The organism is Rhizobiaceae bacterium (genome assembly GCA_023953845.1).
Lineage (GTDB): Bacteria > Pseudomonadota > Alphaproteobacteria > Rhizobiales > Rhizobiaceae > Arvimicrobium.
This window is the reverse complement of the sequence record JAMLJC010000001.1, coordinates 2,302,919-2,327,548: the sequence shown is the minus strand read 5'-3', so window position 1 is coordinate 2,327,548 and position 24,630 is coordinate 2,302,919. Positions and strand designations below refer to the sequence as shown.

The 24,630-nt window shown below is 65.1% G+C and carries 17 protein-coding genes; 10 read left to right on the top strand and 7 right to left on the bottom strand.

Features of this window, described 5'->3' with window-relative positions:
- The first annotated feature begins 109 nt into the window (after positions 1-109).
- The 7 genes from mutS to M9955_11320 all read left to right on the top strand — a co-directional run bounded on the left by mutS (position 110) and on the right by M9955_11320 (position 12,772).
- Positions 110-2,770 carry a DNA mismatch repair protein MutS gene (gene mutS / locus M9955_11350; protein MCO5082239.1) on the top strand — a complete coding sequence of 887 codons (2,661 nt, stop codon included), beginning with the start codon at positions 110-112 and terminating at the stop codon, positions 2,768-2,770.
- A 197-nt stretch (positions 2,771-2,967) separates the two neighbouring features.
- Positions 2,968-5,661 carry an EAL domain-containing protein gene (locus M9955_11345; GenBank protein ID MCO5082238.1) on the top strand — a complete coding sequence of 898 codons (2,694 nt, stop codon included), beginning with the start codon at positions 2,968-2,970 and terminating at the stop codon, positions 5,659-5,661.
- Positions 5,662-5,770: 109 nt separating this feature from the next.
- On the top strand, positions 5,771-8,572 hold the full coding sequence (locus tag M9955_11340; protein ID MCO5082237.1) for a [protein-PII] uridylyltransferase: 2,802 nt from the start codon (positions 5,771-5,773) through the stop codon (positions 8,570-8,572).
- Positions 8,569-10,176: a murein biosynthesis integral membrane protein MurJ gene (gene murJ / locus M9955_11335; GenBank protein MCO5082236.1), complete on the top strand. Its 1,608-nt coding sequence runs from the start codon at positions 8,569-8,571 to the stop codon at positions 10,174-10,176. The genes M9955_11340 and murJ overlap by 4 nt, the downstream gene beginning before the upstream one ends.
- Positions 10,177-10,269: 93 nt before the next feature.
- Positions 10,270-10,596: a hypothetical protein gene (locus M9955_11330; GenBank protein MCO5082235.1), complete on the top strand. Its 327-nt coding sequence runs from the start codon at positions 10,270-10,272 to the stop codon at positions 10,594-10,596.
- Positions 10,593-11,462 (top strand): DMT family transporter, encoded by an 870-nt coding sequence (locus M9955_11325; GenBank protein MCO5082234.1) that lies wholly within the window; start codon positions 10,593-10,595, stop codon positions 11,460-11,462. The genes M9955_11330 and M9955_11325 overlap by 4 nt, the downstream gene beginning before the upstream one ends.
- Before the next feature lie 221 nt (positions 11,463-11,683).
- Positions 11,684-12,772 (top strand): 3-deoxy-7-phosphoheptulonate synthase, encoded by a 1,089-nt coding sequence (locus M9955_11320; GenBank protein MCO5082233.1) that lies wholly within the window; start codon positions 11,684-11,686, stop codon positions 12,770-12,772.
- A 61-nt stretch (positions 12,773-12,833) separates the two neighbouring features.
- Here the strand turns inward: M9955_11320 and gyrB are convergent, their stop codons facing one another.
- Positions 12,834-15,308 carry a DNA topoisomerase (ATP-hydrolyzing) subunit B gene (gene gyrB, locus M9955_11315; GenBank protein ID MCO5082232.1) on the bottom strand — a complete coding sequence of 825 codons (2,475 nt, stop codon included), beginning with the start codon at positions 15,306-15,308 and terminating at the stop codon, positions 12,834-12,836.
- A gap of 146 nt (positions 15,309-15,454) precedes the next feature.
- Positions 15,455-18,076 carry a caspase domain-containing protein gene (locus M9955_11310; protein ID MCO5082231.1) on the bottom strand — a complete coding sequence of 874 codons (2,622 nt, stop codon included), beginning with the start codon at positions 18,074-18,076 and terminating at the stop codon, positions 15,455-15,457.
- A 101-nt stretch (positions 18,077-18,177) separates the two neighbouring features.
- Here M9955_11310 and M9955_11305 point away from each other — a divergent pair, with 101 nt between their 5' ends.
- Positions 18,178-19,551, top strand: coding sequence for a cytochrome P450 (locus M9955_11305; protein ID MCO5082230.1), 1,374 nt, complete (start codon positions 18,178-18,180; stop codon positions 19,549-19,551).
- A gap of 49 nt (positions 19,552-19,600) precedes the next feature.
- Here M9955_11305 and M9955_11300 read toward each other — a convergent pair whose 3' ends face one another.
- The 4 genes from M9955_11300 to rsmI form a co-directional block, all read right to left on the bottom strand.
- Entirely contained in the window at positions 19,601-20,260 is a 660-nt protein-coding gene (locus tag M9955_11300) for a peroxiredoxin (protein MCO5082229.1), read from the bottom strand.
- Positions 20,261-20,317: 57 nt separating this feature from the next.
- Positions 20,318-21,136 (bottom strand): cyclase family protein, encoded by an 819-nt coding sequence (locus M9955_11295; protein ID MCO5082228.1) that lies wholly within the window; start codon positions 21,134-21,136, stop codon positions 20,318-20,320.
- A gap of 80 nt (positions 21,137-21,216) precedes the next feature.
- Positions 21,217-21,621, bottom strand: coding sequence for a YraN family protein (locus M9955_11290; protein MCO5082227.1), 405 nt, complete (start codon positions 21,619-21,621; stop codon positions 21,217-21,219).
- Complete coding sequence (gene rsmI / locus M9955_11285) at positions 21,618-22,484, bottom strand: 16S rRNA (cytidine(1402)-2'-O)-methyltransferase (protein MCO5082226.1); 867 nt, start codon at positions 22,482-22,484, stop codon at positions 21,618-21,620. Before rsmI ends, M9955_11290 begins: the two co-directional genes overlap by 4 nt.
- Positions 22,485-22,608: 124 nt before the next feature.
- On the opposite strand from rsmI, the gene M9955_11280 reads away from it, so the two are divergent.
- Positions 22,609-23,820 carry a penicillin-binding protein activator gene (locus M9955_11280; GenBank protein MCO5082225.1) on the top strand — a complete coding sequence of 404 codons (1,212 nt, stop codon included), beginning with the start codon at positions 22,609-22,611 and terminating at the stop codon, positions 23,818-23,820.
- 118 nt (positions 23,821-23,938) lie between these two features.
- Entirely contained in the window at positions 23,939-24,133 is a 195-nt protein-coding gene (locus M9955_11275; GenBank protein MCO5082224.1) for a hypothetical protein, read from the top strand.
- A gap of 4 nt (positions 24,134-24,137) precedes the next feature.
- Here M9955_11275 and M9955_11270 read toward each other — a convergent pair whose 3' ends face one another.
- Complete coding sequence (locus M9955_11270) at positions 24,138-24,569, bottom strand: EamA family transporter (protein MCO5082223.1); 432 nt, start codon at positions 24,567-24,569, stop codon at positions 24,138-24,140.
- Between the last annotated feature and the right edge of the window lie 61 nt (positions 24,570-24,630).

Here is a 24,630-nt window from a genome sequence, read left to right as displayed (position 1 = left end):
CGAGCGACCCTTGAACGAGCAGACGGCATATCGACCGGACGACGACGCCGATCCGCAGGAGCGGACGGACCCGGCTCCGAAGGCCGAGGCCAGGGCGGCCGTCACGCCGATGATGGAGCAGTACATCGAGATCAAGGCGGCGAACCCCGACTCGCTGCTGTTCTATCGCATGGGCGATTTCTACGAACTGTTCTTCGACGACGCGGAACAGGCATCGAAGGCGCTCGGCATCGTGCTGACCAAGCGCGGCAAGCATCAGGGCGCCGACATTCCGATGTGCGGCGTGCCGGTGCATGCGGCGGACGACTATCTGCAGAAGCTGATCGCCCAGGGTTTCCGTGTCGCCGTATGCGAACAGATCGAGGATCCTGCGGAAGCGAAGAAGCGCGGTTCCAAGGCCGTGGTGAAGCGCGACGTGATCCGGCTCGTGACGCCGGGCACGATCACCGAGGACAAGCTTCTCGCGCCTTCCGAAAGCAACTTCCTGATGTCGCTCGGGCGCGTGAAGGGCGGAGCCGACAATGCCTACGCACTCGCGTGGATTGATATATCAACAGGAATCTTCAGGGTTTGCGAGACTTCCGCGGAACGGCTTCTTGCAGATATATCACGCATCGACCCGCGGGAACTGATCGTCGCGGAGCCGGTATACCATGACGAGGAACTGAAGCCGGCCTTCGATTTCCTCGGGCGCGTGGCAGGCCCGCAACCGCCGAGCCTGTTCGAATCCGCCACCGCGCCCAGCCGTATCGCGCGATTCTACGGCGTGGCGACGCCCGACAGTTTTGGATCGTTCAGTCGGGCGGAGCTGTCGGCGATCTCCGGCGCGATCGCCTATGTAGAGAAGACGCAGAAGGCCGAACGCCCGCCTCTTTCGCATCCGCAGCGCGAGGATTCCGGCTCGACGCTCTTCATCGATCCGGCGACACGCGCCAATCTCGAACTCCTGCGGACGCTGTCGGGAAGCCGGACAGGATCGCTGTTCTCGGCAATAGACCGCACCGTCACCGGGGCCGGCGCGCGTCTCCTGGCCGACCGCCTCACCGCGCCCCTGACCGATCCCGCACAGATCGCGAAACGCCTCGATTCTGTTTCCTTCTTCCGGCTCGAAGGGCGTCTGCGCGAGGCTGCGCGGGAGGTACTGAAGGGCGCGCCGGACATGATGCGGGCACTGTCGCGGCTGGCGCTCAACCGTGGCGGCCCGCGCGACCTCGGCGCGCTTGCAGGCGGCCTGCAGGCCTCGCTGACGATGGCGCAGGTGCTGACCTCGGGCGAACTGCCGGAGGAGCTGAGGCAGGCCGAGCGTGATCTCAAGGCGCTGCCGGCGCGGCTCCTGGAGAATTTGAGCCAGGCGCTGGATGACGAACTGCCGCTCCTGAAGCGCGACGGCGGCTTCGTGCGCAGCGGTCATGATCCGGAACTGGACGAGATGCGGGCGCTGGCGAAAGAATCCCGGCGCGTCATCGCGGAGATGGAGCGGAGCCTGATCGAGGAGACCGGCATCCGGTCGCTCAAGATCCGGCACAACAACGTGCTCGGCTTCTATATCGAGGTGACCGCCAACAATCAGGCGGTGATGAACGGGACGGATGCTGCCAAGGCGCGCTTCATCCATCGCCAGACCATGGCCAACGCCATGCGCTTCACCACGACGGAACTGGCGGGGCTGGAGACGAAGATCGCCAACGCCGCCGACCGCGCGCTGGCGATCGAGCTGGAAATCTTCGACCTGATGGTGGCCGAGGTGACCGGCCATGCCGAACTGATCCGCGCGGCAGCCAGCGCGCTCGCGGCGATCGACGTATCGGCAGCGCTGGCGCAACTCGCCGGCGGGGAGAATTTCGCCCGGCCGACGGTCGATGCCAGCCTGAACTTCGCCATAGAGCGCGGCCGCCATCCGGTGGTCGAACAGGCGATCAGGCGGCAGGACGGCAGCGCCTTCGTCGCCAATGATTGCGACCTGTCGCCCGAACCGACCGGCAGGAACGGCGCGATATGGCTGCTGACCGGCCCGAACATGGGCGGAAAGTCGACATTCCTGCGCCAGAACGCGCTGATCGCGATCCTCGCCCAGATGGGCTCCTTCGTGCCGGCGAAATCGGCGCGTATCGGCGTGGTCGACCGGCTTTTCAGCCGTGTCGGCGCATCCGACGATCTGGCCCGCGGACGCTCGACCTTCATGGTCGAAATGGTGGAGACAGCGGCGATCCTCAACCAGGCGGGCGAGCGCTCGCTGGTGATCCTCGACGAGATCGGACGCGGCACGGCGACCTTCGACGGCCTGTCCATCGCCTGGGCGGCGGTGGAGTATCTGCACGAGAAAAACCGCTGCCGCGCGATCTTCGCCACGCATTTCCACGAGATGACCGCGCTCGCCGGTAAGCTGCCGCGCCTCCACAACGTCACCATGCGGGTCAAGGAATGGGAAGGCGACGTCATCTTCCTGCACGAGGTCGGCAATGGCGCGGCCGACCGCTCCTATGGCGTGCAGGTGGCGAGGCTGGCGGGCCTGCCGGACGCCGTGGTGTCGCGCGCCCGCGAAGTGCTGGCGCAGCTTGAGGCCGGCGAAACGTCGAACAGAGCGAGCCGCCTGATCGACGACCTGCCGCTGTTCTCGGCTGCGCTCCGGCGGGAGGCGCCGCCCGCGCCGGCCACCGGCGACGCAGTGTCGAGGGAGGTGCAGGCGCTCAACCCGGATGAAATGACGCCGCGTGAGGCGCTGGACGTGCTTTACAGGCTGAAGAAGATGGCATCGGAAAGCCGTTCATAGCTTCTTCCGAACGCGCCGGATCACAGCGATGCGGCGCAGTATTTGACGTTGCGTCAGGTTACTTTCACACCAGAAAGCAATTGCGCGTGCGGGCGCAGGTTCTTCATCGTGTTCAAGGTTTAGTTCCGCTCTCAATGCAAAGTTAAGCAGCCGCGGATAGCCTTGTGTCTCCAGTGAAAGGGATTCGCGGTCAAATAATGCACGTTCAGAGTAGCCAAAGCCGCCTGTGGCGATTGGCGTGCTCCATTTTCCGGCGAACGAATGTTCCCGCGATCGTAGCCTTCGCCGTGGTCACGGCGGCGGGGATCTACGCACATCGCCTGAATCAGACCGTCTACGAACAGGATCTCCGCGCCACCGTGCTGCGGGAAGCCAGCGTGCTGCGCGCCAAGCTGGAAGGCAACGTCAACGGCAACATCCAGCTGATACGCGGTCTGGTCGCCACCATTACCACCGAGCCGGAGATGGACCAGGCGCGCTTTGCCGAACTGGCCTCGGCGCTGATTAACGAGCAATCGCAGATCCGCAACATTGCCGCCGCGCCGGATTTCGTCGTGCGCGCATTCTATCCCGTCAAGGGCAACGAGCAGGTGATGGGGTTCGATCTCCGCAACAACCCGCAGCAGCGCGAGGCCGCGTTCCGCGCCCGCGACACCCGCCATCTGGTCTTCGCAGGACCGGTCAATCTCGTACAGGGCGGTCAGGGGTTTATCGGCCGCTTCCCCGTCTACATCAAGCAGGACGGCGCGGACCGCTTCTGGGGCATCGTCTCCGCGGTCATCGACGTGGAAAGGCTCTACGGGGAAAGCGGACTGCTGGATACGGAACTGCCGGTCGATGTCGCCATTGTCGGCCGCGATGCGCTCGGCACCGCGGGCGAGCTGTTCTATGGCGACGCCGAGATCCTGAAGCGGAATCCTGTCACGACGGACGTCATCGTGCCTTCCGGCACGTGGAGGATCGCCGCTATCCCCAAGGGCGGATGGCCGGCATGGCCGCCGAACACGTTGATGCTGTGGCTGATCGTCTCGGCGGCCGGCGCGCTGATCATCGTGCCGATCCTGCTGTCCGGGCAGCTGATCGAGGAGCGCACCCGCAACGTCGCCGAGCTCAAGCGCCGCGAACGCGATCTCAGCCGGCTTTCGAGGCGGCTCGAACTGGCGCTCGACAGTTCCAGCATCGGCGTATGGGAGCTCAACGTCGAGACCAACGAGCTTTTCTGGGACGACCGGATGAACGAACTCTACGGCTACCCGGCCGATGACGGGCGCCGTACCTACGAGGACTGGGCGCGCCACATCCATCCCGACGACATTGCCCGCGTCACCGCGGCGCAACCCGATCCGGATGCGCAGGACGGCGACGTCGAGATCGAATACCGGCTCGTCGTCAACGGCGAGGTCCGCCACATACGGGAAAGCGCGAGAGCCTATCGCGACCCAGGCGAACCGACGAAGATCGTCGGCGTCAACTGGGACGTCACCGACGACGTCAAGCTGCGCGAGCACCTGACGCAGGCGAACACGTTGACGGAAGCGCGCAACTCGGAACTGGAAGCTGCGAAGGCGCGCATCGAATTCAATGCGCTTCACGACTCTCTCACCGGGCTGCCCAATCGTCGCTACCTAGACGACGTGCTCGACAGGCATCCCCGTTACTTCGACCACGCCGGCGAGCGCGTCGGGCTCCTGCACATAGACCTCGACCGCTTCAAGCAGATCAACGACACGCTCGGCCACGCGGCCGGCGACGCCATGCTGGTGCATGCGGCCGCGGTGCTCAAGGCCAATCTCCGCAGCGACGACTTCGTGGCTCGCGTCGGCGGCGACGAATTCGTCGTCATCCGCGCCGCGTCTGCGGACACGGCGACGGAAAACTGGAATGCCGAGCTTGCCGCGCTGGCGGACGGGATCATCGCCCAGATGCATCAGCCGGTCTTCTTCAAGGGCCACGAATGCCGCTTCGGCGTCAGCATCGGCATCGCCACCAACATGGAGGTCGACGGCAGCCCGCGCGACCTGCTGGTTCATGCGGACATCGCGCTCTACCGCGCCAAGAGCCGCGGACGGAACCGCCACCAGTTCTTCAACGACGCGCTGCAGGCCGAGATCATCACCACCAAGCGCGTCGCCGACGAAATCCTGTCAGGTCTCGAACGTCAGGAATTCGTGGCCTACTACCAGCCGCAATTCGACGCCATCACGCATGAGGTGATCGGAGCGGAGGCGCTGGCGAGATGGCGGCATCCGACGCGCGGGGTGCTCGCGCCGCAGGCTTTCATCAAGACGGCCGAAGAGCTGAACGTCCTCGCCGCTATCGACCGCATCATCCTCGAGCAGGCGCTCGCGCAGATGCAACAATGGGACGGGCTTTCCCTGAAGGTCCCGAAGGTCTCCGTAAACGTATCGGCGCGGCGGCTTCACGACGACGAACTCATCCGCAACCTGCGCCGTCTGAACATCGCGCCGGGCCGCGTCGCGTTCGAGCTGGTGGAATCGATCTTCCTCGACGAACATGACGAGCTGGTCACCTGGAACGTCGAGCAGATCAAGGCCCTCGGCATCGATGTCGAGATCGACGACTTCGGTACCGGCCACGCATCGATCGTCTCTCTGCTCAAGCTCCAGCCGAACCGGCTGAAGATCGACCGGCAGCTCGTCATGCCGGTGGTCCATTCCGCGCCGCAGCGCAAGCTGGTGCATTCCATCATCGAGATCGGGCGGTCGCTCGGCATCGACGTGCTCGGCGAAGGCGTGGAGACGATGCAGCACGCGCGCGTTCTCGCGGAACTCGGCTGCAACGCGCTCCAGGGGCATGCCTTCGCGCGACCGATGAGCGCCGACTATTTCACCGCCTTCATGAAGGCGCGCATGCCCGCCAAGGCCTCGTAGAGCGTTCCTATCCGGCGCAGGACAAGGCCGGCGTCGCCAAGAGTGTTCACCCGCCGGAAATCAGGCTATAGAGCCCGCCCTGAACCCCCACGCGGCCAGATTATCTTCAATGGCGCATATCGCACTGCATCTGGATCGGATTGTCGACGGCAAGGCGCTGCGGCATGCGTTGACGGCGCTCACCGCCGGTACGGACGGCGACGGCTCCTCTTCCGCTATCCGCACCGCCGCGGTCTCCCTTCTGCGCGAAACACTGGAGAACGGCCGCAGGACCGCCGAGGAGATGCTGAAAGCCGACGGTGGCGGGCTCGCCTGCGCCCACCGCCTGTCGCACCTGATGGACGAAGTGATCAGCGCGCTCTACGATTTCGCCGCGACGCATGTCTACCGTTCCAAGAACCCCTCCGCCGCCGAGCGCATGGCGATCGTCGCCGTCGGCGGCTATGGGCGCGGTACGCTCGCGCCGGGCTCCGACATCGATCTCCTGTTCGTGCTGCCCTACAAGCAGACGCCCTGGGGCGAGCAGATCGTCGAGTACATCCTCTATGTGCTGTGGGACCTGAAGCTGAAGGTCGGCCACGCGACCCGCAGCATTGACGAATGCATAAGGCAGGCGCGCGCCGACATCACGATCCGCACGACCATCCTCGAGGCTCGCCTGATCTGGGGCGAGAAGAGTCTCTATGACGACCTTATCGAGCGTTTCGACACGGAAGTCGTCAAGGTCACGGGACCGGAATATGTGCAGGCGAAGCTCGCCGAACGCGACGCCCGCCACGCCAAGGCCGGCGAAAGCCGCTATCTGGTCGAGCCAAACGTCAAGGACGGCAAGGGTGGCCTGCGGGATCTGCACACGCTGTTCTGGATCGGCAAGTATTTCTATCGCGTGCGCACCGCGGAGGAACTGGTCGGCAAAGGCGTGTTCACGCGGGCCGAATACAACCAGTTCGTGAAGGCGGACGACTTCCTGTGGGCGGTGAGGTGCCACATGCATTTCCTCACCGGCAAGGCGGAGGAGCGGCTGCACTTCGACATCCAGCGCGATATCGCGGACCGCCTCGGCTATACGAGCCATCCGGGCCTCTCCGCGGTCGAACGCTTCATGAAGCACTACTTCCTGATCGCCAAGAATGTCGGCGACCTCACCCGCATCTTCTGCGCGGCGCTGGAAGAAGAGCAGGCCAAGCAAGTTCCGGGCTTCAATCGGCTCTTTTCGGGCTTCTCGCGCCGCAAGCGCAAGCTCGCCGGCACCAGCGACTTCATCGTCGACAATCATCGCATCAACATCGCCGACGACAAGGTTTTTGAACGCGACCCCGTGAACATGCTGCGGCTGTTCTGGTTCGCCGACAAGCACGGTCTGGAATATCATCCGGACGCGCTGAAGCTCCTGACCCGCTCGCTCGGCCTCGTCGACAAGACGCTGCGGCGCAATCCGGAAGCCAACCGCCTGTTCCTCGACATCCTCACCTCGGACCGCAATCCGGAGCTCAATCTCCGCCGCATGAACGAGGCCGGGCTTCTCGGCAAGCTCATTCCGGAGTTCGGCCGCATCGTCGCGATGATGCAGTTCTCCATGTACCACCACTACACGGTGGACGAGCACCTGCTGCGCTGCATCGGCGTACTGTCGGAGATCGAGCATGGCGACGGCGAGAAGCTGCATCCGCTGTCGCATTCGCTGATGCCCAGCCTGCGCGGCCAGCGCGATCTGCTCTATCTCGCCGTGCTGCTGCACGACATCGCCAAGGGCCGGCCGGAGGACCATTCGGAAGCCGGGGCGAAGATCGCGCGGCGCATCTGCCCGCATCTCGGGCTGTCCAAGGCCGATACCGACACCGTGGCATGGCTGGTCGAGAACCATCTGGTCATGTCGATGACGGCGCAGATGCGCGACCTCAACGACCGCAAGACGATCGACGACTTCGCCGCCGTCGTGCAGTCGGTCGAGCGGCTGAAGCTGCTGCTGATCCTTACCGTCTGCGACATACGCGGCGTCGGGCCCGGCGTCTGGAATGGCTGGAAGGGACAGCTTCTGCGCACGCTCTACTACGAGACCGAACTGCTGCTGACGGGCGGCTTTTCCGAGGTCTCGCGTGTGGAGCGGACCAAGGTCGCGCGCGAGCGGCTGGAGAAGGCGCTGGCGGAATGGCCGGCAAGGGAACGCGCACGGCTCGTCGACCTGCACTACAGCAACTACATGCTGACGGTCGATCTCGAAGATCAGATCCGCCATGCCGAATTCATCCGCGAGGTGGACAGGGCGGGCAAGAAGTTCGCGACGATGGTCAATCCGCGCGCCTTCGAGGCAGTGACCGAGATCACCGTGCTGGCGCCCGACAATCCCCGCCTACTCTCCATCATAAGCGGGGCCTGCGCGGCGGCCGGCGGCAACATCGTCGACGCGCAGATATTCACCACGTCCGACAGCCGCGCGCTCGATACGATCATGATCAGCCGCGAATTCGACCGCGACGAAGACGAGCGGCGCAGGGCCGAACGCGTCGGCAAGCTGATCGAGGACGCCCTTTCCGGCAAGGCCTGGCTCTCCGACATCCTCGAAAAGCGCACCAAGCCGAAGCGGGGGGCACGGATCTTCCGTATCGAGCCCCGCGTGGAAATCCGCAATGCGCTCTCGAACCGCTTCTCCGTGATCGAGGTGACGGGTCTCGACCGGCCGGGCCTCCTGTCCGAGATCACCAGTACGCTGTCGAACCTGTCGCTCAACATCGCTTCGGCCCACATCACGACGTTCGGTGAGAAGGTCATCGACACGTTCTACGTGACCGATCTCACCTGGCAGAAGATCGAAAGTCCCGGCAGGCAGAAGACCATCCAGAACCAGCTGCTTGCCGTGCTCGATCCGGACGGCCACTACCGCAACCAGCAGGACAAGGCCGCCGCTGAATGAGCCTGCTGAAGAAGTTCGCCACCGTCGCCTCGGGCACGATGATGAGCCGCATGCTCGGATTTGCGCGCGAGATGTTCATGGCGGCCGCGCTCGGCACAGGTCCCGTGGCGGATGCGTTCAACGCCGCCTTCCAGTTCCCGAACACGTTTCGCCGGCTCTTCGCGGAAGGCGCGTTCAACACGGCCTTCGTGCCGCTCTTCGCCAAGGAGATCGAGGCCAATGGGCTGCAGGGCGCGCGCGACTTCTCCTCCGAGGTGTTCGGCGTCCTTTTCACCGTACTGATCGGCCTGACGATCCTGATGGAATTGTCGATGCCGCTCCTGGTGTCGACCGTGATCGCTCCCGGCTTTTCGAGCAATCCGGAAAAGTTCGAGCTGACCGTCGGACTGGCGACGATCATGTTCCCCTATCTGATGTGCATGTCGCTCGCCGCCATGATGAGCGGCATGCTCAACTCGCTCAGGAAATATTTCGCGGCCGCCGTCGCGCCCGTGTTTCTCAACATCATCCTGATCGGCGTGCTGGCCTATGCATGGTACGAGGGGCATGATGGACGCCGCGTCGGCTATGCGCTCGCCTGGGGCGTGCTGGCGGCCGGGGTGGTGCAGCTTGGCATCGTCTGGTTCGCCGTCCGTCGCGCAGGCGTGACAATCAAGCTTCGCATGCCGCATTTCACGCCGAATGTGAGGCGCCTGCTCTGGCTGGCCTTTCCTGCGGCGATCACCGGCGGCATCACGCAGATCAACCAGCTGATCGGCACGGCGATCGCTTCCGGTAAGCCCAGCACCGTGTCGTCGCTGGGCTACGCTGACCGGGTCTACCAGTTGCCGCTCGGCGTTGTGGGCATCGCGGTCGCAATCGTGCTCCTGCCCGAACTGGCGCGGGCGCTGAAAGCCGGCGACACGAAGGAGGCGTCGAACCTTCAGAACCGGTCGGTCGAGTTCACGCTCTTCCTGACATTGCCGGCCTCGGCCGCCCTTCTGGTGATGGCCGAACCGATCATCCGCTTCCTCTATGAGCGCGGCCAGTTCGCCGCCGACAACAGCACGCCGACGGTGGCCTCGATCCTCGCGATCTTCGCGCTCGGGCTGCCGGCCTTCGTGCTCATCAAGGCCTTCACGCCGGGATATTTCGCGCGCGAGGACACGCGCACCCCGATGTATTTCGCGGCGATCTCGGTCGCCATCAATCTCGGCATCGCGCTTGCCATCTTCCCTTCGATGGGCGGTCCGGGAATAGCGATCGCCTCGGCCGTCGCCGGCTGGGTCAATGCGGCGCTGCTGCTCGGCGTGCTCATCAAGCGCGGCCATTGGGGCGGCGACCTGCCGTTGCTGACCCGCATCCCGCGTCTGATATTCGCCTCCGCCGTGATGGCGGCCGCCATATGGTATGTCCAGAACACCGTCGCCGCGCCCTATCTGGCGGCAGGCTCGCCCATCGCGGCCAAAGCCATTGCGCTGGCGGCGATCGTGTCGGGCGCAATGCTCATCTACTTCGCCGTCGCCTTCGGAACGGGGGGCGCAAGCCTCGGCGTGATCCGGCGCAGCATAAGGCGTCCGAAGGGCGGAAAGCCTGCATCTCCACCCCTTTCCGACGAGTTCTGAAGACCTTCGCTCCAGCCTGACACATGCTGACAGAGTGCTGTCAGGAGCACGGTGCTACAAGGACAGCACAGAATGTCTCAAAGAGGGCTCGTGATGGAACCGAATCGGTGTGCAGCCGGCTGGGAACAGACGCTTCTCGTGACGTTCCGTGCTCCCGCCCTCGATCTCCGCGAGATCATGGAGGATGTGACGGCGACCGTGCCAGATGCGCGCTTCCAGTGCGGGACGGCGGGCTCCGACATCGTCGATGTCCGCATGCAGTTGCCCGACGACGCGGCAATGCTGAACAGCGCCATGCAGGTGATCTTCCACGCCCAGGGAAGCCTGCGCCCGGCAATCAGGGTGCGGCGTGTCGTCGGCATTGCGTCGACTTTCGCAGCGTCCACCGGCGCTCCCTTCGCGGTCGCGGCGGCGGCATGACCAGCTACCGGTTCGGCCTCGTCCTCGTCATCGCCTCCACGGTCGCGTGGAGCACGGCAGGCCTGTTCACGCGCATGATCCACCTCGACGCGTGGACGATGCTCGCCTGGCGCGGGCTGTTCGGCGCTGTCTCTCTCGCACTGCTGATCGCAGCGATCGAACGCCGGAATTTCCTTGCGAGCTTCCGCCGCATGGGCTGGCCGGGGCTGGCCTTCGCGCTGGTGTCCGCGGCGGGCATGGTATTCTTCATCACGTCGCTGCGACATACGACAGTCGCACACAATGCCGTTATCTATGCGACCGTCCCCTTCATTGCCGCCGGCTTCGGCGTCCTCCTTCTCGGCGAAAAGCCGCCGAAAAGCGCCCTTGCCGCGAGCCTTTTCGCGCTGATCGGCGTTGCCGTGATGGTCGGCCTCAGCATCGAAGGCGGCCTGCTGGGCGACCTGCTGGCGGTCGCCATGACTGTCTGCGTGGCGCTGATGATGGTCATCGCGCGCCGCTGGCGCGACATACCGACCATGCCGGCTGCCTGCCTGTCGGCGCTGGTTTCCGGACTGTTCTGCTGGCCGCTCGGCGATCCGATGGCCGTTACCGGTGGAGAACTCTGGCTGCTCGCGGCCTTCGGCGCCGTCAATTCGGCGCTGGGGCTGGCGTTGTTCACAGTCGGCGCAAGGCTGCTGCCGGCCATCGAGACGGCCTTGATCGGGGCGCTGGACGCGCCGCTGGCGCCGCTCTGGGTGTGGCTCTTCTTCCACGAAGCGCCGGGCCGGGCGACGCTCGCCGGCGGGCTGATCGTCTTCGCCGCCGTCATGGCGCATATCGTCGCCGGGGCGCGCAGGAGTGTGGCATCGCCGCAACCGATCTAGGCCGATACCCGGCCGGCGCAGATTCGAGGTGACAAGCCAGCAGCGGCGCGCTATAGGGGCGGAATGATCCACCTCGCCGCCAACTATTGGTACTTTAGCTTTACGGGCTCACCGGCGGTGGGAGGATTTCGCTCGATCTGAAGTTACCAGATAGACCATCCGAACAGCCGCCAGACCTGGCGGCTTTTTTGTGCCGCCGGCCATCCAAAAGGACCAAAGCCGTGTTGAGCACAACTGAAGATCTCCGCATCCGGGAAATCCGGGAACTAAGCCCTCCCAACGCAGTCACGCGGGAAATTCCGCGCACCCTGACCGCGACGCGAACCGTCACCGCGTCGCGCAACGCCATCCGGTCGATCCTGCAGCGGACCGACGACCGGCTGCTGGTCGTCATCGGCCCCTGTTCGATCCACGACCCGAAGGCGGCCATGGACTACGCCTCACGGCTCGCGGCCCTGCGCGAAGAGCTTGCCGACCGACTCGAGATCGTCATGCGCGTCTATTTCGAAAAGCCGCGCACGACCGTCGGCTGGAAGGGCCTCATCAACGATCCGGATCTCGACGGCAGCTTCGACATCAACAAGGGATTGCGGCTCGCCCGCAACGTTCTGGCGGCGGTCAACAATCTCGGCCTGCCGGCCGGCTGCGAATTCCTCGACATGACGACGCCGCAATATCTCGCCGATCTCGTCTCATGGGGGGCGATCGGCGCGCGCACGACCGAAAGCCAGGTGCATCGCGAACTGGCCTCGGGCCTCTCCTGCCCGGTCGGCTTCAAGAACGGCACGGACGGCAACATCCGCATCGCGGCCGATGCGGTGAAGTCGGCATCGCAGCCGCATCATTTCCTCGCCGTGACCAAGGACGGCCGCTCGGCGATCGCGGCGACCGCGGGGAACGGCGACTGCCACATCATCCTTCGCGGCGGCAAGGCCCCGAACTATGATGCGGCGAGCGTCGACGCGGCCTGCAAGGAACTGTCCGGCGCGGGCATCGCGCCGGTGGTGATGATCGACGCCAGCCACGCCAACAGCGCGAAGAAGCCGGAGAACCAGCCGGCGGTCGTCGACGACATCGCCGCGCAGATGGCAGCGGGCGACGACCGCATCGTCGGCGTCATGATCGAGAGCAATCTCGTTGCCGGAAGGCAGGACGTCGTGCCGGGCAAGCCGCTTACCTACGGTCAGAGCATCACCGATGGCTGCATCGACTGGGAGACGTCGATCGCCGTGCTGCGTACGCTGGCGGATGCGGTCGAGAAGCGACGTGCGGCGAAGAAGGCGCGTGTCGGAGAGAAGGGGGCAGCGTAGGGGCCGAAGAGAGTCGGATCGACGAGGTGGAGAGTGACGGCGACATCACTCCCGCCTCTCCTCAAACGTCCAGATTCGCCACCGACAGCGCGTTTTCCTGGATGAACTCGCGTCGCGGCTCGACCTCGTCGCCCATCAGGCGGGAGAAGAGCGAGTCGGCGTCGGTCGCGTCATTGACCCTCACCTGCAACAGCGAACGGACGTTGGGGTCGAGCGTGGTTTCCCAAAGCTGCTCGGCGTTCATCTCGCCGAGACCCTTGTAGCGCTGCATGGTGAGACCCTTGCGGCCGGCGTTGAACACGGTGTCGAGCAGCGCCAGCGGCCCGGAGATCGTCTCGTTGAGATCCTTCCGGCGCAGCAGCGGCGGCGTGCTGTAGACCTCTGCCAGACGGCCCGCGTGACGGTCCAGAGCGCGCGCATCGGCGGAATTGATGAGCGCCATGTCGAGCTGCGCCACTTCCTTCACGCCGCGCACGGTGCGCTCGAAAGTATAGCCGCCGGGGCCTTCGTTGGACGTCGACAGCCGGCCCTGCCAGCCGCGCTCGGTCTCCTCCGCAATCACGTCGAGGCGTTTCGCGATAGCCTCCGCCATGGCATTGGCGCGGGCAAGATCGGTGACGCTTTCAAGATTGAGCGCGCCCGCGATCGCCGCCTGCTCCACGATGGAGCGGTTGTAGCGCGAATGCAGGCCGTTGATGAGCTGGCGGACGGCGCGGGCATCCTCGACCACCGCGCGCAGATCGTGGCCAACGCGCACCTCGCCGGAACCGAGCACCAGCGACGCCTCGTCCAGGCCGGTTTCGATGAGGAAGTTCTCGAAAGCCATCTCGTCCTTCACATACTGCACGCTCTTCCCACGCGTGACTTTGTAGAGCGGCGGCTGGGCGATGTAGAGATAGCCGCCCTCGATGATCGCCGGCATCTGGCGGAAGAAGAAGGTGAGCAGCAGCGTGCGGATGTGGGCACCGTCGACGTCGGCGTCCGTCATGATGATGATCTTGTGATAGCGCAGCTTCTCGACGTTGAACTCGTCCTTGCCGATGCCGGTGCCGAGCGCGGTGATCAGTGTGCCGATCATCTCGGAAGAGAGCATGCGGTCGAAGCGCGCGCGCTCGACGTTCAGGATCTTGCCGCGCAGCGGCAGGATCGCCTGATTCTGGCGCGAACGCCCGCCCTTGGCCGAACCGCCGGCGGAATCGCCCTCGACGATGAAGAGTTCGGATTTCGCCGGGTCGCGCTCCTGACAGTCGGCCAGTTTTCCGGGGAGCGAAGTGATGTCGAGCACGCCCTTGCGGCGCGTCAGTTCGCGCGCCTTGCGGGCGGCCTCGCGGGCGGCGGCGGCCTCGACCACCTTGCCGACCAGCGTCTTCGCCTCGGCCGGATGCTCCTCCAGCCATGAGCCGAGCGCCTCGTTGACGAGGCTTTCCACCACCGGGCGAACCTCGGACGACACCAGCTTGTCCTTGGTCTGGGAGGAGAATTTGGGGTCCGGAACCTTGACGGAAAGGACGGCGGTTAGCCCTTCGCGGCAGTCGTCGCCGGTCAGTTCCACCTTCTCCTTCTTGGAGATGCCGGATGTGTTCGCATAGCCGGTGACCTGCCGCGTCAGCGCACCCCGAAAGCCGGCCAGATGGGTGCCGCCGTCGCGCTGCGGGATGTTGTTGGTGAAGCACAGCACGTTTTCGTGGTAGCTGTCGTTCCACCACATGGCGACCTCGACGGTGATGCCGTCCCGCTCGGCGCGGATGGCGATCGGCTTGTCGATCAACGGCTTCTTGGCGCGGTCGAGATATTTGACGAACTCTTCCAGCCCGCCTTCATACATCAGCTCGGCCTGCCTGATGTCGGCATGACGCCTGTCGGTCAGCACGATGCGCACGCCGGAATTCAGGAAGGCGAGTTCGCGCAGCCGGTGTTCCAGCGTGTTGTAGTCGAACTCGACCATGGAAAAGGTCTCGCTCGACGGCATGAAGGTGACTTCGGTGCCCGAACGACCCTCATAGGTGGCGGGCTGCCGGTTCGGCTCGTAGGTGCCGGTGACGGCAAGCGGCGCATCCGCGTCGCCATGCGTGAACGCCATTTCGTGGATCTTGCCGTCGCGGCGGATCTTCAGCCTGAGCCAGACGGAAAGCGCGTTCACCACCGACACGCCGACACCGTGCAGGCCGCCGGAGACCTTGTAGGAGTTCTGGTCGAATTTTCCGCCGGCATGGAGCTGCGTCATGATGACTTCGGCCGCCGAGACGCCCTCGGTCGGGTGCAGATCGGTCGGAATGCCGCGACCGTTGTCGATAACCGTGCAGGAACCGTCGGGATTGAGCGTCACGGAAACGAGATCGGCGTGGCCGGCAAGCGCCTCGTCGATGGCGTTGTCCACCACCTCGTAGACCATATGATGCAGGCCGGAACCGTCATCCGTGTCGCCGATATACATGCCGGGCCGCTTGCGGACGGCGTCCAGGCCCTTCAAAACCTTGATGGATTCGGCGCCATATTCGGCGTTGCCGCCGCTGCCGTTCTCTATCTCGTCGCTCATGCAAAACTTTCGTTGGGAACCCCGCACGAATAAAGCCGGAATACGGCCGAATCGCGCCCTGACTGATGCCCAAGATATAGGCTTTCCGGCCCGAATCTCCAAATCCGGAGGCTGATTTTTCTCAGGAAAACCGGGCTTTTGGCGACTTATTTCAGCTTTGCGAGCTGCCGCCGCATCTGGTCGGCCAGCTTGCGGTCACCGCTCGACAGAAGCCCTTTCGCCGCGAGGCGTTCTGCAATCGCAATCGCCTCGCGGAGATCGCGCTTCGGATCGTCGGAAACATAGGCGAAATCGTTGTGCGCCAGCATCAGGTCGCGCTGCCAGACCATGTTGCCGGGCTGGGTCGCGGCGAGTTGCTGCCGTATGTTCCGGCTTGAGGCGAGCGCATCCCTGGCGCCCTCGTAATCCTTGGCGCGGAGTTTGAGATTGCCGATCTCCGCCAGCGTGATCGAGACGTCGCGCAGCCATTCCGCATTCGCCGGATCGGCGCGGGCGAGCCACGCCGTGATCTTCAAGCTGCGCTGATACTGCTCCAGCGCCTCTCGCTCGTCGCCGAGGCGGCGGTGGATGTCAGCCACCTTCTCGATCGAGATGGAGAGGTCGCGCTGCCAGAGGAGGTTGTTGGGATCGCCGCGTGCCAACTGCTCCACGATCTCAAGCGAGGTCCGGTACGACACCAGCGCAGCCTGGATCTCACCGCCGTCGCGCTCGACATTGCCGATCTTTGCCCGGGTCAGCGCAAGGTCTCGCAGCTTGTTGGAGTCGTTGGGATCGCGCTGCGCGAGATCCTCGACGATGGCGAGGCTGGCGCGGTAAGACGCGAGCGCGCCTGCAAGGTCGCCTTCCTCGCGCATCAGATCGCCCATCTTGTCGTGGCTGATCGACAGGTCGCGGAGCGCCTCAGGATCGGAAGGGTGACGCGCGACGATACCTTCCCGCGCGTCTCGGCTCTTCTCATAAGACTGCCGTGCCATGGCGAGGTCACCGACCTGCCGTGCGAGGTCGCCAAGCGCGTCGTGGGTGATGGTAAGGCTGCGCTGCCGCGCGTCGTCGCCCGGCGACTGTTCGGCCAGGCCGAACTTGATTTCCAGCGCGTCCATAGTGGCCTCTATAGCCCCGTCGAGCTCGCCGGCGGCGATCCGAAGTTCGGAGACCTTGTCGTAGAGGCGCGCGAGCGAGTCCAGCCATTCGGGGTTGCGGTCGCTCCTTGTGAGTTCGAGCAAGATCTCCCGGGCAGCCACATAGCTTGCGAAGGCTTTATCCAGAGTGCCGGCCAGAAGCTCGGTGTCGCCGAGCCGGGTGTATCCCACCGCGGTATCATGGAGCACGACCGGGTCGCCTGCGGCGAAACCGGGCAGTTGCTTGAGGCCGTCGACAAAGCTGCCGAAGGACCGGCCTGCCGCGGTGACGTCTCCCACCGTCGTATAGAGATCGCCGAGATTCTGCAGAACGGAGAGGCGGCGTTCGGCCTGCTCGCGCCCCAGGGCAACGCCTCCAGCCTCGTCGAACAGCGCGAGCGCGCGCTCCAGATCGGCAATCGCCTCGCGATATTTCAGCTCGGCGCGGGCAGCGCCACCGGAGAGCACGCGGGTCGCCGCCTCCGAGAGGGTGCGCTCCTTCACATTGACTTTCAGGGTCTCACGGGAGCGGCTGTCGATGTCGGCCGCCGCCGCCAGCCTCTCGCGCGCTGCCTCGAAAGCGCCGTCTGCAAGGAATTTTCCGGCCTCGTCGCGCAGCGCGGCGACCTCCGGGTCGGCGGCGCCCAGCGTCCGCAGCTCGTCGCGAACCTTGACGAAGGCGGCTGCGGCCTCGCGGAGGCGGGCACTGCGCTCAGCCTCGTCCAGCGCGCCCGCGTCGGAGCCGATCAGCGCGCCGTAGAGCGGCGCCAGCGGCATGTCGGCGTCGTTCGCGATCTGCTCGACCTCGGCGCGCAGATCCGGCGTCACATCGGCCATGGCGAGCAGCAGGCGTTCGCGCTCGGGAAGGTCGGCGCGGGTCTTCGAGGCGAAAAAGAGTTGCGGCAGGCCGCTTTCCACATAGGGAAGCTGCCGGCCGCCGGAGCGCTCATAGACCTCCTGCTGGACGAGCGTGAGCACCGAGCGGATTTCCAGCCCGTCCGTCGCCAGATATTTACCCAGCGCCGCGGCGAAGGGCGAATGGCCGTCATCGCCGTCGGAAGCCGTTTCGCCGGGAGCTGCGGCGAAGGCGAACAGCATGTTTTCCGCGCGCCCGACACGGCCGAGGCCGGGCCTGACCGCATCCGAAACGTCAGCCGAAAGCGCCACGGCGCCGCGCCCATCTTCTGCCGCCGTGCCGAAAGGATCGTTGCGACAGGCGTCGAGCAGGACGAGGCCGATGCGGCCGGCGCTGGCGACCGCGTTGCGGATTTCCTCCAGCGGCAGGCTGGACGCCTTCAGAGCATCGAGCGTCGACGCGTCCCCATCGACAGGAAGCAGGCGGTTGTCGCCGGAAATCTCGACGCCATGGCCGGCGAAATAGACGAGGACCACGTCCGCATCTTTCGCATCCTCGCGAAAATCCTCCATCGCGCGACGCATGCGGCGCAGGTCGCGGTCGGTTTCGGAGATCACCTCGAAACCCAGGCCGCGCAGCGCGGCTTCCACGGCGCGGCCGTCATTCAATGCGTTGCGCAGCGGCCGGAGCGTCCGGTAGGCATCCGCCGCCATGACGAGCGCGACCCGGCGTTCGGCGAAAGCCGGAAACGCCGCCAGACAGGCCATCATCAGGACGAGTAGAAACCTCGGCATGCCCAAAACCCAAAGCCACCGCACGCTTTCACGGCTTTGTGGCGGGCACAAGACCAGCCTCCCGCATTGAAGGCGTTCGGCCAGAGGCCTAGATTTCTCCCATGGACACGTCGCCCGCACCGTTCGTCCCGCCCGCGCCGAAACCGCGCACGAGTCCGCCCTCGACGCTGGAGCTGATGCGGATCATCCGCCGCAACCCGCTCGAACTCTGGGGCGAGCCTTCCTACAACAAGCCATGGATCAGCGTCACCGGCATTGCCGGACCGCTGGTCCTGGCCAACGATCCGGGCCTCATCCGCCACATTCTCGTCGATAATGCGAAGAACTATCGCATGGCGATCGTCCGCCAGCTCGTCCTGCGGCCGATCCTGCGTGACGGGCTTCTGACGGCGGAAGGCGAAGTCTGGAAGCGCTCGCGCAAGGCGATGGCGCCCGTCTTCACCCCGCGCAACATCTTCGGCTTCGCCCGGCCGATGCTGACGCGCTCGGAGGACTTCGCCCGCAAATACGAGGACATGGCGGGAACGGTCGATATCGCCGATGACATGACCGCGCTGACCTACGAAATCCTCGCCGAAACCCTTTTCTCGGGAGAGATCGCGGGCGAATCCGGCTCCTTCCCCGAACAGATCGAGCATCTGTTCGAAACGATGGGAAGGGTCGATCCGCTCGACCTCCTGCGCGCGCCGACATGGCTGCCGCGCCTCACGCGGCTGAGGGGGAGGAAAACGCTCGACTATTTCCGCCAGATCGTGCGCGACACGATGGAGATGCGCATCGAAAAGCTGAGACGCGATCCCGACAGCGCGCCCAACGATTTCCTGACGCTGCTCCTGCGCGCCGAAGGCCCGGACGGGCTTACCCGCGCCGAGATCGAGGACAATATCATCACCTTCATCGGCGCCGGCCATGAGACGACGGCCCGTGCGCTCGGCTGGACGATCTACTGCCTTGCCGAAGCGCCATGGGAACGCGACAAGGTCGAGGCCGAGATCGACGCGGTGCTGGCGCGCGAGAGCGATCCTTCAAAATGGCTGGACGCCATGCCGCTGACGCGCGCGGCCTTCGAGGAAGCCTTGCGGCTCTATCCGCCCGCCCCGTCGATCAACCGTGAGCCGATCGTGCCGGAGACCTACAAGGACCTCTACATCCGCGAGGGCGCGGCTGTGCTGGTGATGCCCTGGATCATCCACCGGCACCGGAAATTGTGGGATCAGCCCGACGCGTTCATGCCGTCGCGCTTCCATCCGGGAAACCGCGAGAAGATCGACCGCTTCCAGTATCTGCCCTTCGGAGCGGGACCGCGTGTCTGCATCGGCGCGGCCTTCGCCATGCAGGAGGCGATCATAGCGCTGGCCGTGCTGCTCTCGCGTTACCGGTTCGACACCGTCGCCGAAACAAACCCCTGGCCGGTGCAGAGGCTGACGACGCAGCCGGAAGGCGGCCTGCCGATGGCGGTATCGCCGCGCAGATAGCGGCGGAGGCCACAAGAGGCTCGAAAGCTTGTGTCGGCACTGCCGACGATCAGTCCTGAGGCTGTTTTGCCTTGCGCAAATAGGGAAGCACGCGGTCGAAACCGCCAAACTTCTCGTTTGCCTCGTCGTCGGAGAAGGCGGCGGTGATGACCACGTCCTCGCCCTGCTTCCAGTTCGCAGGCGTCGCCACCTTGTGTTTGGCGGTGAGCTGGATGGAATCGATGGCGCGCAGAATCTCGTCGAAGTTGCGGCCGGTCGTCATGGGATAGGTCAGCGTCAGCTTCACCTTCTTGTCGGGTCCGATGACGAAGACCGAGCGCACGGTCTGGTTGTCGGCGGGCGTGCGGCCCTCCGAGGTATCGCCGGCGCTCGCCGGCAGCATGTCGTAAAGCTTGGCCACCTTCAGTTCGCCGTCGCCGATCATGGGATAGTTCACGGCGTGCCCGGTCGCCTTCTCGATGTCGCCCTTCCACTTGTTGTGGCTTTCGACGGAGTCGACGGAAATGCCGATGATCTTGGCGTTGCGCCTGGCGAATTCGCCCTTCAGGCCCGCCATCAGGCCCAGCTCCGTCGTGCAGACGGGCGTAAAATCCTTTGGATGCGAAAACAGGACGGCATAGCCGTCACCGATCCATTCGTGGAAGTGGATCGTCCCTTCGGTCGTGTCGGCGGTGAAATCGGGCGCCGTGTCGTTGATGCGGAGGCTCATGGATTCTTTCCTGGTTCGTTCGAGTGCCGGATGCTTCATGCATCCTGGCGAAAACGCTCATACGAGCGCAATGATCCTTGCAGGGCCGCCGCTCCCCTTGCTGATCTTGGGCGCGCCGACAACGATGGTCGCGCCCTTGGCCGGAAGGCGATCGAGATTGGCGACGCCCTCGATCCCGTAGCGGCCGGCCGGCAGCCAGGTCTTGTGGACGATGAAGTCCGGCGACGCGCCAAAATCCAGCGAAAGCGTGTCGACGGCGATCGCCTTGGTGGTCGTCTCCAGAAGCTGCTGGGCAGCCTCGACATGGAAGCCCGGATAGTGCTGCGTCTTGCCGTCGCCGCCGACATTGCGGAACTTGTCCGTCGCGACATGCGCGCCCCAGCCCGACAGAAGCGCGACGACCCCGCCTTCCGGCAGCGGCCCGTTCTTGTCGGTCCACGCCTTGATGTCGTCGGGCGTCAGTTGCGCGTCCGGATCGCTCTCCGCCTTGGCGCGGATGTCGATCACGGAGAGCGGCGCGACCAGATCCTCGACCGGGAGTTCGCCGACGCCCTTGCCGTCAGCGGTGAAATGCAATGGCGCGTCGATATGGGTGCCGGTGTGCTCGACAATCCGCCATTGCGAGATGTTGAAGCCGTCCTTGGCGAAGTCGTTCAGCTTGTCGATGAAGAACTGCTGGCTGCCGAAATAGGTCGGAAAATTCTCGACCAGATCATGGGTGAGATCTTCCGCCTTGGTCGCGGACTGCGCCAGCACGGGAGAGGAAACCGTCGAAACGACGGCGCCCGCCGCAGCCGCAGCGGCGACGCCGGTGAAGAAACTGCGCCGGCTGAGCATGCTCTGCTTGACGCTGTCGATGACGCAATGATGGCACATTGCCGGGACTCCCTCGCCAATTGGTGGTGAATGAAGAGTGTTCCGGCGACGCTTCGCCGGCAAGAGAAAATTCCTTCGCCTTACCGCCGTCCCTGGAAAATATTTTCCACATGGACCGGCCAGCGCCGCGGGAGGACGGCCACCATGTCGAAACGCAGCGAAAGCCGGGCATAGTCCGGCTGGCGCGCCAGCCAGAGATCCGCCGCGCCGTCGATCCGCCGTTCCGATATGTGCCCGATGGCCTCCATCGCCTCGGCAAGCGTCGGCCGCGCCTTCACCTCGACGATCAGCACCAGATCGCGGCGGCGGGCGATCAGGTCGATCTCGCCGAGCTTCGTGCGGTAGCGCCAGGCGACGATCTGGTATCCCTTGAGCATCAGCGCGAGCGCCGCCAGCCATTCGCTGCGATGGCCGAGGCGGTAGGCGGCAAAGCGCCGGTCGCGCCGGGCATCCGTCGATACGGGACGCAAGGCCGGACGCTTCAACCCTTTTCCTCCCGCAATTCGAGCAGGCGGCGATAAAGGTCGGGCTTCTTCGCGCCGGTCATGCGCGCCGCCTCGCCGGCCGCCTTGGAGGCCGGCATCTCGGCGGCGAGCGACAGAAGCAGGCGGTCTATGTCGTGCTCGTCGGCCCCGCCCGGCACCGGCGGGCCGACGCAGATCACGACTTCCCCCTTCGGCGTGTCGGCAGCGGCATAATGCGTGGCCAGCGCGGCGAGGCGTTCGGTGCGGAACTCCTCGAAGGTCTTGGTCAGTTCCCGGCCGATCGCCGCCGGGCGGTCGCCGAGCACGTCGGACATCGTGGCGAGCGTGTCGGCCAAGCGGCGCGGCGATTCGAAGAAGATCAACGTCGCCGGGGCCGCCTTCAGTTCCTCCAGCCGCGAACGCCGCGCGCCGTCCTTCACCGGCAGGAAACCGGCGAACAGGAAGGCGTCGGAGGGCAGGCCGGACCCGGTCAATGCCGCGAGCACCGCGGAAGGGCCGGGAACGGGGACGACCCGGATGCCGGCTTCCCGCGCCTTCTCGACCAGACGATAGCCGGGGTCTGACACCAGCGGCGTGCCGGCATCGGAGACCAGCGCCACGCTGCGGCCCTCGGAAATGGCGGAAATCAGGCGTGGTCCTGCCTCCTCAGCATTGTGCTCGTGATAGGCGACGGGCTTCTGGCGAATGCCGTAGCGGTCGAGCAGGATGCGGGTGACGCGCGTGTCCTCGCAGGCCAGCACGTCGCAGGCGGCCAGCGTCTCCAGCGCCCGCAGCGTGATGTCGGCGAGGTTGCCGATCGGCGTCGCCACCAGATAGAGCGCCGGCTCAAGCGGCCGCGCGGCGATCTCGGTCCCGCCGACCATATAGCTTGCCGCCCGATTTTCCACGCATTCTCCATCGATGCCGCACGGATCGATCCGCGCGGGCAAGCATTGACATGACAGACCGCCGGTTGCAAAGCGCGCGATCACGCAGCGAAGACAGGCTATGACCCTCCTTCTCACCCGCCGCCGGCTTCTCGCCGGGCTTTCCAGCATGACGCTCGCGCCGATGGCGCTGGCGGCCGGCTGCCAATCCGTGCCGGGAGGTCTGCCGTCCCCGCAGCCGGAAGGGCAGATGCCGGTCGTGACCGAGGCGTTACCGACCGCCAATGGCGAGATCATCGGTTCCGGGCCGGTGCGCGTGGCAATGCTGCTGCCGCTGGGCGCCGACGGCAATGGCGGCAAGATCGGGCTCGAACTGCGCAATGCCGCACAACTCGCCATCGACGATTTCGGCCAGCAATCGCTCCAGATCGTTGTCAAGGACACCGCCGGACAGCCCTCGCGCGCGCTAGCCATGGCGACGGAAGCGACCGCCGAAGGATCGTCGGTGGTGCTCGGTCCCGTCTTCGCGCCGGAAGTGGCGCAGGCCGCGACCGTGCTCAGGCAGGCCGGCAAGATCGCCATCGCCTTTTCGTCGGACCAGTCGGTCGCGGGCAGCGGCGTCTATCTCAACTCCTTCCTGCCACAAGGTGTGGTCGACCGCACCGCCGCCTATGCGTTCGCACAGGGCTACAAGAGCTTCGTCGCGCTGGTGCCCAACGGAGCCGCCGGCACCGTTGCGGAGCGCCAGTTGCAGCAGACCTTGCAGACTCTGGGCGGATCGCTGCTGCAGGTCGAGCGCTACGATCCAAACGACGCCTCGGTGCAGACGGCCGCCTCCGCCATCGCCGCCAAGGCCAACGAGGCGCAGGCGATCTTCATTCCCGACGGAGGCCCGAGCCCGAACGCGATCGCAGCGGCGCTACGCTCCAACGGCGTCGACCTTGCTACCAAGAAGCTGCTCGGCACAGGTCTCTGGAACAGCGCGTCGCTGGGCGATCCCGCTTTGACCGGCGCGTGGTTCGCCGATGTCGACCAGGCCCGGATCGGCGAGTTCAAGGCGCGCTACAGGCAGAAATTCGGCACAGAACCCTCCACCAATGCCGTGCTCGGCTATGACAGCGTGGCGCTAGCCGTGGGTATCGTGCGGCACTACGGGCCGGTCGGCTTCACGCCTGCCGTGATCGAGGCACGCGCGGGCTTCACCGGCTATGGCGGCGTCTTCCGCTTCGGCTCGGACGGCTCCAACCAGCGCGCCTATACGGTTTACGAGGTGCAGCCGGGAGGTGGCCGCAAGATCGTCAGCCCTTCGCCGACGAGTTTTGGCGGCGCGTAGCATCATTTGTGAATGCGAAGGCTGGCGTCAGGCGCGAAGGTGCGCGCCTGCCCGGTTTTTGGACTCATTGGGAACAAAACAGGCAGCTACCGGTTCTTTCCCGACAGCGGAGGACGCCATGGGTCAGCTCGAAATCCAGGACACATTCACGCCCTATTTCGATCCGGAAAAGGAAATCGAAGTCACGATCCGCGTCGAACGTCGTGAAATCCGGCGGTTGCGGGCCAAACGCTCCTTGATCGTGGCCGGCCTCAAGACCTCCGCTCCCGTGGAGCGGCCCGCATTGTTGAAAGAATCTCCACCTCGCAGCTGAACTATCAGCGTTGGGCTACAAGGATGGCGCCACCGCCGATGAGAAGCACGCCGAGCCAGTTGATAAGGCTCAGGCGTTCGCCGAGGAAGACAACGCCGAAGACAGCGACAAGCACGACGCTCAGCTTGTCGATCGGTGCGATCTGGGCGGCGGCGCCAAGCTTCAGCGCACGAAAATAGCAAACCCACGACGCGCCGGTCGCCAGGCCGGACAACACCAGAAACAGCCAGGTCCTGCCGGAAATCGCCGACGGAGCATGCAGCCGCCCCGTCGCGGCGAGCAGCGCCGCGAGTACGGCGAAGACGACCACCGTGCGGATAAGCGTGGCGAGGTCGGAATCGATGTCGTGCACCCCGACCTTGGCGAAGATCGCTGTCAGCGCCGCAAACACGGCCGATAGCAGCGCCCAGAACAGCCAGGAAGACGTATATTCCACCACGCGAACCTCGAAAAGGCATGTCGCCCGAAAGTGGGAACCGGTTTCGGGACAACGACAT

Bases quoted from the DNA above. Each gene is read 5' to 3' on its own strand.
- rsmI (MCO5082226.1), bottom strand. From the start codon at position 22,484: ATGGTCGGCGGGACCGAGATCGCCGCGCGGCCGCTTGAGCCGGCGCTC.
- M9955_11305 (MCO5082230.1), top strand. From the start codon at position 18,178: ATGGACACGTCGCCCGCACCGTTCGTCCCGCCCGCGCCGAAACCGCGC.
- M9955_11300 (MCO5082229.1), bottom strand. From the start codon at position 20,260: ATGAGCCTCCGCATCAACGACACGGCGCCCGATTTCACCGCCGACACG.
- M9955_11295 (MCO5082228.1), bottom strand. From the start codon at position 21,136: ATGTGCCATCATTGCGTCATCGACAGCGTCAAGCAGAGCATGCTCAGC.
- M9955_11280 (MCO5082225.1), top strand. From the start codon at position 22,609: ATGACCCTCCTTCTCACCCGCCGCCGGCTTCTCGCCGGGCTTTCCAGC.
- M9955_11310 (MCO5082231.1), bottom strand. From the start codon at position 18,076: ATGCCGAGGTTTCTACTCGTCCTGATGATGGCCTGTCTGGCGGCGTTT.
- M9955_11345 (MCO5082238.1), top strand. From the start codon at position 2,968: ATGCACGTTCAGAGTAGCCAAAGCCGCCTGTGGCGATTGGCGTGCTCC.
- M9955_11325 (MCO5082234.1), top strand. From the start codon at position 10,593: ATGACCAGCTACCGGTTCGGCCTCGTCCTCGTCATCGCCTCCACGGTC.
- murJ (MCO5082236.1), top strand. From the start codon at position 8,569: ATGAGCCTGCTGAAGAAGTTCGCCACCGTCGCCTCGGGCACGATGATG.
- gyrB (MCO5082232.1), bottom strand. From the start codon at position 15,308: ATGAGCGACGAGATAGAGAACGGCAGCGGCGGCAACGCCGAATATGGC.
- M9955_11330 (MCO5082235.1), top strand. From the start codon at position 10,270: ATGGAACCGAATCGGTGTGCAGCCGGCTGGGAACAGACGCTTCTCGTG.
- mutS (MCO5082239.1), top strand. From the start codon at position 110: ATGATGGAGCAGTACATCGAGATCAAGGCGGCGAACCCCGACTCGCTG.
- M9955_11340 (MCO5082237.1), top strand. From the start codon at position 5,771: ATGGCGCATATCGCACTGCATCTGGATCGGATTGTCGACGGCAAGGCG.
- M9955_11275 (MCO5082224.1), top strand. From the start codon at position 23,939: ATGGGTCAGCTCGAAATCCAGGACACATTCACGCCCTATTTCGATCCG.